Source organism: Nocardia sp. NPDC055321 (assembly GCF_053645575.1).
Genome location: NZ_JBSHMS010000016.1, coordinates 233,460 through 247,372, shown reverse-complemented (window position 1 = coordinate 247,372; position 13,913 = coordinate 233,460). Strand labels below are relative to the sequence as shown.

The 13,913-nt window shown below is 67.8% G+C and carries 12 protein-coding genes and 1 pseudogene; 8 read left to right on the top strand and 5 right to left on the bottom strand.

Annotated features, from left to right (window positions below):
• Nucleotides 1-1,077 (bottom strand): cytochrome P450 (locus ACWIGI_RS26090; protein ID WP_454205084.1); only part of this gene is annotated, 1,077 nt, incomplete at its 3' end.
• Nucleotides 1,078-1,202: 125 nt separating this feature from the next.
• Nucleotides 1,203-1,988 carry an SDR family oxidoreductase gene (locus ACWIGI_RS26085; protein WP_454205083.1) on the bottom strand — a complete coding sequence of 262 codons (786 nt, stop codon included), beginning with the start codon at nucleotides 1,986-1,988 and terminating at the stop codon, nucleotides 1,203-1,205.
• A 160-nt stretch (nucleotides 1,989-2,148) separates the two neighbouring features.
• Here ACWIGI_RS26085 and ACWIGI_RS26080 point away from each other — a divergent pair, with 160 nt between their 5' ends.
• Entirely contained in the window at nucleotides 2,149-3,384 is a 1,236-nt protein-coding gene (locus ACWIGI_RS26080) for a cytochrome P450 (RefSeq protein WP_454205082.1), read from the top strand.
• A 71-nt stretch (nucleotides 3,385-3,455) separates the two neighbouring features.
• Nucleotides 3,456-4,955, top strand: coding sequence for an acyl-CoA carboxylase subunit beta (locus ACWIGI_RS26075; protein ID WP_454205081.1), 1,500 nt, complete (start codon nucleotides 3,456-3,458; stop codon nucleotides 4,953-4,955).
• A 68-nt stretch (nucleotides 4,956-5,023) separates the two neighbouring features.
• Here ACWIGI_RS26075 and ACWIGI_RS26070 read toward each other — a convergent pair.
• The 3 genes and pseudogenes from ACWIGI_RS26070 to ACWIGI_RS26060 all read right to left on the bottom strand — a co-directional run.
• A pseudogene (locus tag ACWIGI_RS26070) lies at nucleotides 5,024-6,079 on the bottom strand (phosphotransferase); the annotation flags it as partial.
• 48 nt (nucleotides 6,080-6,127) lie between these two features.
• Nucleotides 6,128-6,574, bottom strand: coding sequence for a PaaI family thioesterase (locus tag ACWIGI_RS26065; RefSeq protein WP_454205080.1), 447 nt, complete (start codon nucleotides 6,572-6,574; stop codon nucleotides 6,128-6,130).
• 45 nt (nucleotides 6,575-6,619) lie between these two features.
• Nucleotides 6,620-7,840 carry a CaiB/BaiF CoA transferase family protein gene (locus ACWIGI_RS26060; RefSeq protein ID WP_454205079.1) on the bottom strand — a complete coding sequence of 407 codons (1,221 nt, stop codon included), beginning with the start codon at nucleotides 7,838-7,840 and terminating at the stop codon, nucleotides 6,620-6,622.
• Between the two features lie 90 nt (nucleotides 7,841-7,930).
• Here ACWIGI_RS26060 and ACWIGI_RS26055 point away from each other — a divergent pair, with 90 nt between their 5' ends.
• The 6 genes from ACWIGI_RS26055 to ACWIGI_RS26030 all read left to right on the top strand — a co-directional run bounded on the left by ACWIGI_RS26055 (nucleotide 7,931) and on the right by ACWIGI_RS26030 (nucleotide 13,908).
• Nucleotides 7,931-9,469, top strand: a complete 1,539-nt coding sequence (locus tag ACWIGI_RS26055) for an aldehyde dehydrogenase family protein (protein WP_454205078.1) — start codon at nucleotides 7,931-7,933, stop codon at nucleotides 9,467-9,469.
• A 53-nt stretch (nucleotides 9,470-9,522) separates the two neighbouring features.
• The gene (locus tag ACWIGI_RS26050; protein ID WP_454205077.1) at nucleotides 9,523-10,371 is read left to right on the top strand and encodes a mycofactocin-coupled SDR family oxidoreductase; all 849 of its coding nucleotides are present in this window, start codon (nucleotides 9,523-9,525) and stop codon (nucleotides 10,369-10,371) included.
• Nucleotides 10,372-10,373: 2 nt separating this feature from the next.
• Nucleotides 10,374-10,565, top strand: coding sequence for a rubredoxin (locus ACWIGI_RS26045; RefSeq protein WP_454205099.1), 192 nt, complete (start codon nucleotides 10,374-10,376; stop codon nucleotides 10,563-10,565).
• Nucleotides 10,562-11,824: an NAD(P)/FAD-dependent oxidoreductase gene (locus ACWIGI_RS26040; RefSeq protein WP_454205076.1), complete on the top strand. Its 1,263-nt coding sequence runs from the start codon at nucleotides 10,562-10,564 to the stop codon at nucleotides 11,822-11,824. The genes ACWIGI_RS26045 and ACWIGI_RS26040 overlap by 4 nt, the downstream gene beginning before the upstream one ends.
• 80 nt (nucleotides 11,825-11,904) lie before the next feature.
• Nucleotides 11,905-13,083 carry a thiolase family protein gene (locus ACWIGI_RS26035; protein WP_454205075.1) on the top strand — a complete coding sequence of 393 codons (1,179 nt, stop codon included), beginning with the start codon at nucleotides 11,905-11,907 and terminating at the stop codon, nucleotides 13,081-13,083.
• 63 nt (nucleotides 13,084-13,146) lie between these two features.
• Nucleotides 13,147-13,908 (top strand): crotonase/enoyl-CoA hydratase family protein, encoded by a 762-nt coding sequence (locus ACWIGI_RS26030; protein ID WP_454205074.1) that lies wholly within the window; start codon nucleotides 13,147-13,149, stop codon nucleotides 13,906-13,908.
• Nucleotides 13,909-13,913 lie beyond the last annotated feature (5 nt).

The window sequence follows — 13,913 nt, the reverse complement described above, 5'->3', positions numbered from 1 at the left end:
CTCCATGCGCGCCAGGTGCAGGCCGAGGCAGGTGTGCGCGCCGGCCGTGAAGCTGATGTGCGGCAGGCGGGGACGGAAGATGTCGAATTCCTCGGATCGTTCCCATCGGCTCTCGTCACGGTTGGCCGAGCCCAGCGCGATGTCCAGGATCGCCCCTTCCGGAATGGCGACGCCCTCGAGTTCGGTATCGCGTGTCACATAGCGCTGGACCAGGGTCAGCGGCGTGTCGTAGCGCAGCCCCTCCTCGATCGCCTGGGGGAGCAGATTCCGGTTCTCCTGGACCGCCGCGAACTGATCCGGATGCCGCAGCAGGTGGAAGATCAGGTTTCCGGACGAGCGGTAGGTCGTCTCCAGGCCCGCGGGCAGCAGCAGCCGCAGGAACGAATAGATCGACCGATCGCTCAGCTTCTCGCCGTCGATCTCGGCGGTGACGAGATCGCTGATGATGTCGTCGCTGGGGGAGCTGCGGCGGCGCTCGATATGTTCGAGGAAGTACTCCTTGAGATCCTTCGACGCCTGCAGCGCGCGCGGGACGTCGCCCGCGTAGCTGATGATCGCCACCGCCGCCGCACGGAAGAACGGAAGATCTTCTTCGGGCAGGCCGAGCAGTCGCGCGATGACGCGCGTGGGGAACTCGAAGGTGAAGTCGCGCACCAGATCCGCGCGCCCGTCCGCGACGAACTCGTCGATGAGGTTCTCGCAGATCGGCCGCACGACATCGGGTTCCCACGTCGCGAGCGACTGTGGTTTGAACGCGGCCGAGACCAGGTTCCGGTGCTGCTTGTGGGTGATCCCGCTCATGGCGAGAATCGTCGGGCCCATGAAGATCCCGATGGTGGAGTCGTAGAACTGCGTGCTGAACACGGTGTTGTCGCGCAACGCCTGGTTCACCGCGGTCCACGACACCGCGGCGAAGCTGTCGGCCGGTCGCAGTTCAGCGGGAGTCCTGGAATAGTCCATCGTGGTCCCGTGGAATACCCCGCCCTCCCGTCGCCGGGCGGCGAAGAAGGGGTAGGGGTCGTGGGGATCGGGGATGGCGTCGACCACCGTCGATGTGTCCTCAACTGGGCTGTTCACAGCTCACCTCTGACTCGTTGCACCGCGGTCCGGCGGCAGGACTCTACTGTAAGTAATACAGTATTATTTTTCGGTGAGGGCGGCAACCAGCGTTGCCCGGGCCTGACCGGCCGAATTCGCCTCGCTCACAGTGTGATCGCGGGTCCGAGCAGCATCGGGGCGATGTAGCCGCCGTCGACCTGAATGTCCTGTGCGTTGACCCACCCCGACTCCGGGCCGGCCAGAAACGCGATCACCGGCACGATATCGGCGACGGTGGCGTGGCGGCCGACGGCCGATTTCACCGCGTCGAGCAGGTCCTTGCCCATCGAGCTCTCGAAATCGGCCAGGATCGGGGTCTCGGTGGGGCCGGGACTGACGGTGTTGATCCGCACGCCGTACTTCTGCCACGCCGCCGGGGCGAGTCGCTTGGCGAAGATGATCGCGGCCTGCTTGGACGTGCTGTACACCGGGAAGTTCGGGTCCTGGGTCGCCTGCCAGGCGTTCACCGCCGCCGCGTCGGTCGCTGCCAGCAGTCCGGCGAGATCGTTGACGCGCTGCTCCCAGCCCAGCGCCGCCACCGATGCGACGGTGACGATGGCGCCGCCCTGCCGCAGCAGCGGCAGCGCGCCGGTGGTGAACAGGCGCATGCCGAGATAGTTCACGCCCAGGACATCCGCGGCGGGCGCGGTACCCGGGAGGCCGGCCACGTAAACCAGTGCGTCCCAGCCTGGTTCGATGCGCTCCAGCAGGGCGGTGATGGCGTTTGCGTCCCGCAGATCCAGCTGCTCGTGCTGGGCGGCGGGGGTGTTGTTCGCGCGCAGGTCGATGGCGAGCACGTGATCGCCGCGTCGGTGGAAGTGCTCCGCCGCGGCCGCTCCGATGCCGGATCCGGCACCCACGACGATGATCCTGCGTTGTTCCGAAGCCATGGGGCTCACCCGTTCGATCCGTTCCGGCGCTCGGGCTGGAACTGTTTGTAGACTGCTTGACAGTAAGGGCAACTATAAATAACTCTGTAGCGAGTTGACAATGCTGCGGGCCCTTGCCTGCGCTGAATAGAACCCGCCTGTGGGGAACCGGAAGGTGCTGATGAGCATGCCGATCGTCGACGACGCCGCGAACGTCCTCGCGGATGCGACCGCCTACGCCGACGAGGCTCGGCTGCACGCGGCTTTGACGGTCCTGCGGGACGAGAAGCCGGTCGCGTGGGTCGATGCGCCGTCGTACAAACCGTTCTGGGCCATCACCAAACACGCGGATGTGATGGCGGTCGAGCGGGCCAATCAAGTTTTCACCAACTGGCCGCGCCCGGTGCTCATGACCGCCGCGGCCGATGACCTGCAGGCGGCGATCGGCGTCCGGACGCTGATCCACATGGACGATCCCCAGCATCGCGTGGTGCGTGCCATCGCCGCGGATTGGTTCAGCCCCAAGGCTATGAAGGCGATGGGTGACCGCATCGACCAACTGGCGACCGCGCACATCGACCGGATGCGCGACTTCGGCGGCGAATGCGATTTCGTGAGCGAAGTCGCGGTGAACTTCCCGCTCTACGTGATCATGTCGCTGCTCGGCATTCCGGAATCCGATCTACCGCTCATGCTCAAGCTGACCCAGGAGCTGATGGGCTCCGACGACGCCGATCTGCAGCGGAAACCGGATTCGGACGACAACATGAACGCCCTCGTGGAGATGTTCACCTACTTCAAGGCGCTCACCGATTCTCGCCGGGCGAATCCCACCGACGATCTCGCGTCCACGATCGCCAACGCCACCATCGACGGCGAACCGCTCTCCGATATCGACACCATGTCCTACTACGCGATCATCGCCACCGCGGGGCACGACACCACGAGCAGCAGCATCTCCGGGGGAATGCGCGCTCTGATAGAGCATCCCGACCAACTGGCGGCCCTGCGCGCCGACCCGGGCTCGATGCCCCGGGCCACCGAGGAGATCATCCGCTGGGTGACCCCGGTGAAGGCCTTCATGCGAACGGCCGCACAGGATTCGGTGATCAATGGTGTGAACATCGCGCAGGGGGATTCGCTGCTGCTGTCCTATGCCTCGGCCAATCGGGACGCGGACGCGTTCGACGATCCGTTCCGGTTCGACATCGACCGGGCGGTGAACAAGCACGTGGCGTTCGGTTTCGGCGTGCATTTCTGTCTCGGCGCCGGTCTCGCGCGCATGGAGATCGGGAAGTTCTTCAACCAGTTGCTGCCCCGGCTGAAGTCCATCGAACTCGCGGGCGAGCCCGAACTGACCGCGACCACCTTCGTCGGTGGCTTGAAGCGTCTACCGATCCGCTTTTCGCTGGACTGATCGGTGCGTCCCGCCGCACGTGTCGAATCCCTTTCCACCGCACACGATCCGAGTATGAAGAAGGCCCCGCGATGACCAATGCCGAGACTTGGGACAAGACACTCGACGACCTCGATCAGCGTCGCGCCCGCGTGCTGGGAATGGGCGGACCGGAACGGGTCGCCAAGCACCGCGACAGGGGCAAACTCGATGCGCGGGCCCGGATCGAGCGGCTGCTCGATCCGGGGACGTTCCAGGAGCTCGGCACCCTGGTGGGTGGCGATACCGCCGCCGCCGACGCGATCGTCACCGGCTCCGGCCTGATCAACGGCACGCCGGTCATGGTCGGTGCGGAGGACTTCACCACGCTCGCGGGCACTATCGCGCCCGGCAGCAACGCCAAGCGATTCCGGATCGCCGAGCTGGCCGTGCGGAACAAGGTCCCGCTGATCATGCTGCTCGAGGGCGCCGGATTCCGGCCGACCGGCGCCCACTACGGGCGCACGCCCACCGATCTGCTCGCGCAGGCACAGTGTTCGGGCAGGGTGCCGATGGTCACCGGTGTGCTCGGTCCCTCGGCCGGGCACGGCGCCCTGATCGCCCCGGTCTCGGATTTCGCGATCATGAGCCGCCAGGGCGCGATCTTCACCGCCGGGCCCCCGGTGGTGAAGATTTCCACCGGCGAGGACATCTCCAAGGAGGACCTCGGCGGTCCCGGGGTGGCCCTGCCCAGCGGTGTGGTGCACAACGTCGCCGAGACCGACGAGGACGCGCTCGACGAGATTCGCCGCTATCTCTCGTATTTCCCGTCCAGTGCCTGGTCGTATCCGCCGACGTACATGCCGGACGAGACCACCGGCCGGCGGGCCACCCCCGAGTTGCTGAACATCGTGTCGCGGGACAACCGCAGCACCTACGACATGCGCAGGGTGCTGGACGTGGTGTTCGACGGCACGGACTGGTTCGAAGTGCAGCCCGAGTTCGGCACCGCCATCGTCTGCGCCCTGGCGCACCTGGGCGGGCACCCGGTCGCGGTGGTGGCGAATCAGCCTCAGGTGCTGGCGGGTTCGATCGATGCCGATGCCGCGGACAAGGCCGCGCACTTCATCTCGGTGGCCGACGCGTTCCACCTGCCGATCATCTTCCTGGCCGACAACCCGGGCATGCTGCCCGGTGGTGAGTCCGAGCGCGAGGGCGTACTGCGCAGTGGGGCGCGGATGTTCGTCGCACAGACGACGGCGAGCACCATCAAACTGCACCTGACACTGCGCAAGGCGTACGGATTCGGCTCCATGGTGATGTCGCTGATCGGATTCGACAGCCAGGCGGCCACTTTCGCGTACCCGGGCGCGACGATGGGTGCGATGAGCGCGGCCGCGCTGAGCGGCGCGTCGAACGCCGAGGACGACCTGGCCGCCGAACTGGCCGAGATGGAGCTGCAGGCGTCGTACAACTCGGCCGAGCACATGGGCTTCGACGAACTCATCCGGCCCGAGGAAACCCGTGACGCACTGCTGACCGCGTTGCAACGGGCGATCTACGGGCGCCAGTCGCCGCCGGAGCCGGTGCTGCGCAGCGCGATCATGCCCTGATCGCGCCGGCCGGACCCGAGCGAGTCGAGGGGCTCGGGTCTCCAGCCACCGCGCACCGGCTACCGATCGAGCACGTCGAGAGCGCCGATGTCCAGGATGTGCGCGCAGTGCCGGGACAGGGTGGTCATGAACAACTCGTCGCCGCGGTCGGTGCGTTCGACGATGACCGATGCGGCGACGCACATCGTGACGCCGACGAAGCTCAGCAACCGGACGCCGGCGCGCACGTCGGCCAGGGTCACCGGAGCGTCCGGGCCCAGCGCCGCGTGGTACGCGCTCAGCAGCTCGTCGTAGTGCGCGCGGCGGTCCTCGGGCGCCAGCGCGCCGCCGATGAAGTACGCGAGATCGGTCATCGTCGGCGCGGCCATCACGCCCTGCCAATCCACGACGGTCAGTGCCCGCTCCGCGGTCGCGGTGCCGAAAAGCAGGTTGTCCAAACGGAAGTCGCCGTGTACCAGGCCGCGGGGAGAGCGATACATGGTCGCGACGTAGTCGTCGAACGATGCGACCAGCGCCTCGCAGACCGAGCGTTGCTCCGAGGTCAGGGCAGCGTCGTAGCGCTCCAGGAACATGGCGTACAGCTGAGCGAACACCGCCTGGTTCAACAGCGATCCGCGGTCGAGCCAGGCGGCCTCGAGCAGGGTCGGCAGCGTCGCGGCCAGCGCGTGCAGCCGGCCGAGTTCGCGCACCGCGACGGTGGCCTGTTCGACTGTCGCACCGGCGATCTCATCGCCCACGACAGCGGGGGCCGCGTCACCGAGCAGCAGGTGGAAGGCGCCGCCGGCATCGTCCATGGCGGCCGCGTAGCACGGCGCCAGCGGCCCCGCGGCCAGGGCCGGCGCGATGTCGCGGTAGAAGCGGACCTCGCCCGCGTACAGCCCCATCGCCAGTCCGGTCTGCCTGCTGGTGGCGTCGGCCGCGGCGACCTTCAGAATGACCGATCGGGGACCGGCCGGACCGGGGGCGTAGTCGAGGGTTATCCGATAGCAGTCGCTCACCTGGCCGGTCCCGACCGGCGTGCTGTTAAACCCGACGACGACACCCGTGCCGATCTTCTCGCTCAACCAGGCGGCGTCGAGATTGTCCGGGTGCTCGATGATCGGCTCGGCCGAATTGACTTGCATGCCTGGACTGTAGCTCGCAGAGGAGGACACTGAATGTAGATCGGTAATTTATACAGTTGAATCAACCGTAAGTCCGTCGTCATTGGTGCCGGCCGCGCGGTCGGTGGGGAAGTCGACCGTCGCGAAACTCACGGTCGCCAGCGCGGCCACTTCGCCGTCCGAGTCGATCACCTCGACCTGAACGACGATGGAGCGCCGACCGGCATGAACGATCGTGCACACCGCACGCGCGGTGCCGCTTCTGATCGCCCGGAAGTACCGAATCGACAGGTCCGAGGTGACCACACCCGAGTTGGGCGGGCGGATCTCCAATGCCGCTGTCCCCGCGGCGATGTCGGCGAGAGTGGCGAGGAGCCCGCCCTGCAGGCCGCCGGAGGTGTTGACGACGCGCGGGGTCACCGGCAGTTCCCAGGTGACCGCACCCGAGGCGTCCGTCTCCCGGTGGAATCCGATGTGTTCGAACAGCTCGCCGATCGCGGGTACCGATGATGTCATTGCCCGCTCACTCCGCTGACGATTCCGACACTCGAGGGGAACCGCTCACAGGACCGCACCGCTCTCCTTCGCGGCGACGATGTCCTCCCAGTCGAAGCCGAGTTCGAGCAGGATCGTCTCGGTGTGCTCGCCGTATTCCGGGGCGCGCCGGGCGGGGGCGGGCTGCTCGTCGAATTGGACCGGCGCGGCGACGGTTCGGTAGTTGTTACCCGCGCTGTCGGTCACCGTCATCAGATAGCCGTTGGCGGTGACCTGGGGATCGTCGAGCACCTCCTGCGGGCTCGCGAGGGTGGCCCACACGCCGGGCTCGTCCGCCAGCACCTTCCGCCAATGCTCCAGGTCGTGCCTGGCGAAGATCGCGCGCAGTTCGGCGGTGGCCGCCGCGCTGTTGATCACCAGATTCGCCAGCGGCACGAAACGTTCGTCGGTGGCCAGGTCGGGGCGTCCGATGCGGTGACAGAATCCCGGCCAGTATCGGTCCGCCTGCAAGAAGAGCAACTGCACCCAGCGGTCGTCGCTCGTGCGGTAGCGGTTCACCGCGGGGTTGAGCGCCGTGCCCGCCGCGCCCGCGGGAATGCGATCGATCCCGTAGTAGTCGGCCGCGGCGATGTCGGGCGCCACCGCCCACATGCCCTGTGCCAGTAGCGAACTGTCCACGATGGCGGCGCGGCCGGTGCGTTCGCGGGCGAGCAAGGCGGCGGCGATCCCGCCCGCGAGGGTGATGCCGCCCTGCAGATCGCCGAACGCCGGACCCTGTGCCATCGGGAATTCGGCGTCGGTGGGGGTGAGGGCGTAGGCGACGCCCGCGCGCGCGGTGTAGCTGGCCCCGTCGAATCCGCCGCGGTCCCTGTCCGGTCCGCGGCTCCCGTGGCCGCTGCCGCGCGCGATGATCACCCGCGGGTTGAACTCCCGGATGCGTTCGACCGACAGGTCGGCGCGTTCGAGTACGGCGGGCAGCCAGTTGGTCAGGAAGACGTCGGCCTGCTCGATGAGCTTGCCGAGAATGCGGCGACCGTCCTCGGACTTGATGTCGACGCCGATGCTCCGTTTGCCGTGGTTGCCGATCTCCATCATGAAGTTCGCCTGCACCGCTGTCCCGGTGCCGTCGAGGCCGCCGACGACGAGGTTGCGGCACGGATCGCCACCGTGGGTGTCTTCGATCTTGATCACGTCCGCGCCCCAGTCCGACAGCGCTGCTCCGGCGCTCGGAACATAGGTCCACGAAGCCAATTCGACGACCTTGATGCCACTGAGCAAATCCGACATCGCCGCTCCTTCTCCTGATTGATTGCCAACGAAAAGTACTATACGGTAATCATTACAGTTAAACATCCTGGATGAGGATCGGGAGACAATGTGAGCGACGTGGCCGACAAGCCGGTGACACTGAGCCCGGAGCTGGGCCGGCTGGCGAGCGAGCGCGCCGAGTCCCGGATGCTGATCGGCGGTGAGCTGACCGCGGCGGTCTCGGGCGAGACCTTCGACAACGTCGGGCCGGCGACCGGTCGGCTGCTCGGATCCACCAGCGCGGCGGGCGTCGAAGACATGAATCGGGCGATCGCGTCCGCGCGCCGGGCGTTCGACGAGTCCGCCTGGTCCACGGATCGCGCGCTGCGACTGCGTTGCCTGGAACAGCTGCAGCGCGCGCTCGAATCCGAGATCGAAGACTTCCGAACCGAACTCGTCGCCGAAGTCGGCTGTCCGGTGATGACCACGCGGAACGCACAGCTGGACTGGCCGCTCGCCGAGGCGCTGCGCTACCCCGCCCGGTTGATCGAGGACTTCGAATGGGAGCGGGTGCTCGAGGGCGGCGGTCTGTTCGGGGACCGCAACCGGCGCACCGTCGTTCAGGAACCCGTCGGCGTCGTCGCCGCGATCTGCCCCTCGAACTTCCCGCTGGAAGTCATTCTGAACAAGCTCGGTCCCGCCTTGGCGGCGGGCAATACCGTTGTGCTCAAACCGGATCCGAATACGCCGTGGAACGCGACCCGGATCGGCAGGCTGATCGCCGAGCACACCGATTTTCCGCCGGGTGTGGTCAACGTCGTGCCGACCCCGTCCAACGAGGTGGCGGGACTGCTCGCCACCGACCCCCGGGTGGACCTGATCTCGTTCACCGGATCGACCGCGGTCGGGCGCACCCTCATGCGGCAGGGCGCGGACACGATGAAGCGCACCTTCCTCGAACTCGGTGGGAAGTCGGCGCTGATCGTGCTGGAGGACGCCAACCTGATGCACGCCGTGCAGGGTGCGATCGGCGTCTGTGTGCACGCGGGTCAGGCCTGCGCGGCGACGAGCCGAATGCTGGTGCACCGGTCGAGATTCCAGGAGGTCACCGCGGCGCTCGCCGCCGCCTACGCGGCGGTGCCGGTCGGTGATCCGGCGCTGCCCGGCACGCTCGTCGGCCCGGTGATCAGCGCGGCGCAGCAGCGGCGGGTGCTCGACGCCTGCGAGCGCGGCGTCCGGGACGGCGCCGAACTGATCGTCGGCGGCGGAGTCGTCACCGATCTCCCGGACCACCTGGCGGGTGGCCACTTCGTACAGCCCACCGTCTTCACCACCGAGGACCCGAATCTGGCCATAGCGCAGGAGGAGATCTTCGGTCCCGTGCTGGTCGTGCTGCCGTTCTCCGACGACGAGGACGCGGTGCGGATCGCCAACAACTCCGCGTTCGGGCTGGCGGGCGCGGTGCTGTCGGGTTCGGCCGATAGGGCCATGGCGATCGCGCGAAAGGTCCGCACCGGCGCGATCGGTGTCAACGGGGGGATGTTCTACGGCGCGGACGCGCCCTTCGGCGGCTTCAAGAACAGCGGTGTCGGCCGCCAGTGCGGCATCGAGGGGTTCCAGCAGTACCTCGAGACCAAAACCATCGGCTCCCGGATCCCGCGCGGCTGAAACAGCCCGCGGCCGAGCGAGTGCCACAACGTAGAAGTGAAAGGTTGCCAGCAGTGGGCAAATTGACGGACAAGGTCGCGGTCATCTCGGGTGCGGCTCGCGGACAGGGACGTTCGCACGCGGTCGCACTCGCGGCCGAGGGCGCGAGCATCATCGCTCTCGATATCTGCGCCGACCTCGAGGGCAACACCTACCCGCTCGCCACGCCCGAGGATCTGGAAGAGACCGGCAGGCTCGTGGAGAAGGAGGGCGGGCGCTTCCATCCGGTGATCGTGGACGTCCGCGAACGCGCGGCGGTGTGGTCGGCGGTGGCGCAGGGCGTGCAGGCGCTCGGCCGCCTCGACATCGTGGTGGCGAACGCCGGAATCGCCCCGATGGGTAAGGGCCAGACCCTGCAATCGTGGTCGGACACCATCGACACCGATCTCGCCGGCGTGTTCAACGTCGTGCAGGCCGCGCTTCCGCATCTGAGCGCGGGCGCCTCCATCATCGCCACCGGATCGCTGGCGGCTCAATTGGGCAGCTCGACCAAACAGGGTCCGGGCGGTTCGGCCTACAGTCTCGCGAAACAGGTTGTCGCGCACTATGTCAACGACCTCGCGGTACAGCTGGCCAAGAAGTCGATCCGAATCAACGCGGTGCATCCGACGAACGTCGACACCGACATGCTGCACAACGAGGGCATGTACAAGGTCTTCCGGCCCGACCTGGACGCACCGACCCGCACGGACGCGGAAAAGGCGTTCCCCGCGATGCAGGCCATGCCGGTGCCCTACATCGAGGCGAAGGACGTGTCCAACCTCGTCGTCTTCCTCGCTTCGGAGGACGCCCGCTACATCACCGGCAGCCAGCTGCGCGTCGACGCGGGCGGGTACGTGAAGTCCGTGCTGTGGGGTAAATGACGATGTCCGAGACCGCCACCGCCTACAAGCTGTACCGCTGCCTCATCTGCGGTTGGGAATACGACGAACAGGCCGGCTGGCCCGATGACGACATCGCGCCGGGCACCCGATGGGACGACATCCCGGAGGATTGGTCGTGCCCCGACTGCGGCGCGGCCAAGGCCGATTTCGAGATGGTCGAGGTCGAGCGGTGAGCGTGGCGCCGGGCGGACGTGTCGTGATCGTCGGCACCGGTATCGCGGGCGCCACCGCGGCCGAGACACTGCGCAAGGAGGGGTTCGCGGGTTCGATCGTGCTGGTCGGTGCGGACCCCGCCCATCCGTATCGCAGGCCGATGGTGTCCAAGGAACTGCTGGCTGGTACGGCCGCCCCCGCGAAGGCGGCGCTGAAACCCGTGTCCTTCTGGGCCGATTCGACCATCGACCTGCGACTCGGTGTCACCGTGCGCGCTGTCGACACCGCTGCGGCGCGGGTCGTGTTCGACGACGGCGTGCTCGCCTACGACGCGCTGATCCTCGCGACCGGTGGGCGGGCCCGGTCGCTGGATCCCATGCCGGCCGGGGCGCATACCCTTCGGCATCTGCACGACCCGGCGCCGCTGCGCGCGGTGTTCGATCGGCTGTCCGCGACCGCCGCGACGCCCGCGGTCCTGGTCATCGGGGGCGGGTTGGTCGGGATGGAGGCCGCCGCGGCCGCGCGCGGTGCGGGCGCCGAGGTGACGGTGCTCGAGATGGGTGATCGAGTGCTCGAAAGGGTACTGCCCGAACCGATCTCGGCGAGCTACGAACGCCTGCACCGGGCACGAGGGGTCTCGGTGTGCACCGGCGTTCGCCTGGCCGAGCTGCGGTCGGAGGAGGGCGAGCGCACGCGCGCGATCGCCGAGGACGGCCGCGAATGGGTCGCCGACGCGGTGATCGTCGCGATCGGGATGACCCCGGACACCGAGGTGGCCGATCGCGCGGGTATCACCGTCGCCGACGGCATCGTCGTCGACGAGTTCGGCGCGACGTCGGCCGCCGGGGTGTACGCGGCGGGCGATGTCGCCCGCCTGCCGAACCTGATACTCGGCGGCGACGAGCGCGTCGAGCACTGGAACCACGCCCAGGCACACGGCGCGGCCGCCGCTCGCAGCGTGCTCGGGGTCGGCGCGCCCTACACGGAAGTGCCCTGGTGCTGGACGAATCAGTTCGGGCGCACCCTGCAGCTCGCGGGGTGGCCGGGCCGCGGCGACAACCTGATCGTGCACGGCGACCTCGACGGTGAGTCGTTCCTCGTGCTGAGCCTGGACGGGGATCGGCTGGTCGGAGCGGCGGGCGCGGGATGCCCGCGTGCGGTCCGCGCCGCACAGACCCTGATCGGGAAGGGGGCGTATCCACCCCGCCACTTGCTCACCTCCGGCGATCTCGATCTCGTCGAGATGGCTTCGGCCCCAGATCGTTTCGCGTTCAGCTGACGGTCACCGTCACCCACAAACGAATCCAGATCCCACGGAACGCCGTGCCAGGGAGCGCGGCCACGACACAGAGGTGCGCAATGCCCAAACCTGTAATCACCAGTGCGGTCCGAACGGCCATCGGGCGCTCGTTCAAGGGCGCGCTCGTCAATGTGGCGACCGAGACCCTCGCCATCGAGATCCTGACCGAGGCGGTACGGCGTTCGGGTATCGCCCCGAGTGAGGTCGACGACGTCATCTTCGCCGAATTGAACTACGGCGGTGGAGATCTCGCCCGGCACGCGGCCGTCGCGGCCGGTATGGAATCCGTTCCCGGTCAGGCCGTGAACCGGCACTGCGCGGGCAGCCTGACCTCGATCGCGAACGGGGCCGCCCACATCGGCGTCGGTGCGGAACGGGTCATCGTGGCCGGTGGCGTGCAGTCGCTCTCGACCGCCCCGTTGATGAAATGGCGTGTCCCGGGCTCGAATCCGATGGAGTTCAAGGAGCCCTGGATCCCGCCCTCGCATCCGGAGACCCCGGACGCGCCCGCGACCGACATGTCGATCACCGTCGGCTGGAACACCGCCAAGAAGGCCGGCATCAGCCGTCAGGACATGGACGAGTGGGCGCTGCGCTCGCATCAGCGCGCCATCGCCGCGATCGACGAGGGCAGATTCCTCGACGAGATCCTGCCGCTTAAGGTGACCGGGGCCGACGGCACCGTCGTCGATTTCGCCGTCGACGAGCACCCGCGCCGGGACACCACCCTGGAACGGCTCGCCTCGCTGCCGGTCCTGCATCCGCACATCGAGGGCTTCTCGATCACCGCGGGGAACAGCAGCGGCATCAACGACGCGGCGGCCGCGGTGACGCTCACCGCCGACGACTACGCGGCCGCGAACGGCCTCGAGGTACTGGCAACGGTCCGCTCGTGGGCCAATGTCGCCGTCACCCCGGCCGACAACGGCCTGGCGGCGGTGCGGGTGATCGGCAAGATCCTCGATCGCACCGGATTGAAGGTCGAGGACGTCGCGCTGTGGGAGATCAACGAGGCGTTCGCCTCGGTGCCCATCGCCGCGGTGCGCGAACACGGCATCGACGAGGAGAAGGTCAACTTCTCCGGCAGCGGTTGCAGTCTCGGACATCCGATTTCGGCGTCGGGCGCGCGCCAGATCACGACGCTGATCTACGAACTGCGCCGGCGCGGTGGCGGCATCGGCGTCTCGGCGATGTGCGCGGGCGGCGGCCAGGGCGGTGCGCTGGTCATCGAGGTCTGACCTCGCACCCTTACCGAATTGCTCATGGAATCAATGCCGACATCACGAACTCGGAGGTGAACCGTGTCGGATGAATTGCAGGTGGAGCGTCGTGGACGCACGCTGGTGATCACGATCAACCGGCCCGACGCTCGCAACGCGATCAATCTCGCGGTGAGCCAGGGTCTTTCGGACGCGATCGACGAACTCGACTCGACGCCCGAGCTGTCCGTCGCGGTTCTCACCGGAAGCGGCGGGAACTTCAGCGCGGGAATGGATCTGAAGGCCTTCGCCAAAGGCGAGTACCCCTATGTGCCCGGGCGGGGTCTGGGCTTCACCGAGCGGCCACCGGTCAAGCCGATCATCGCCGCGGTGGAGGGATTCGCCCTGGCGGGCGGAACGGAATTGGTGCTGGCGACGGATCTCGTCGTGGCCGCGCGCACCGCGACCTTCGGTGTGCCGGAGGTCAAACGGGGACTGGTGGCCGGCGGCGGCGCGTTGCTGCGGCTGCCGCGGCGCATCCCCTATCAGAAGGCTCTCGAACTGTCGCTGACCGGTGAGAGCTTCACCGCCGAGGACGCCGCGACATGGGGCTTCGTCAACGTGCTGGCCGAGCCGGGTCAGGCGCTGGAGCGCGCGCTCGAACTCGCCGACCGGATCACGGCGAACGGTCCGCTCGCCGTCGCGGTGACCAAGGAGATCATCGTCAAGGCCGGCGAGTGGAGCTCGGAAGAGATGTGGCAGAAGCAGATGGAGCTCATCGCCCCGGTCTTCGCGTCCGCGGACGCCCAGGAGGGCGCGCGGGCGTTCGGCGAGAAGCGCGCCCCCAACTGGACGGGTAAGTGAGGCAC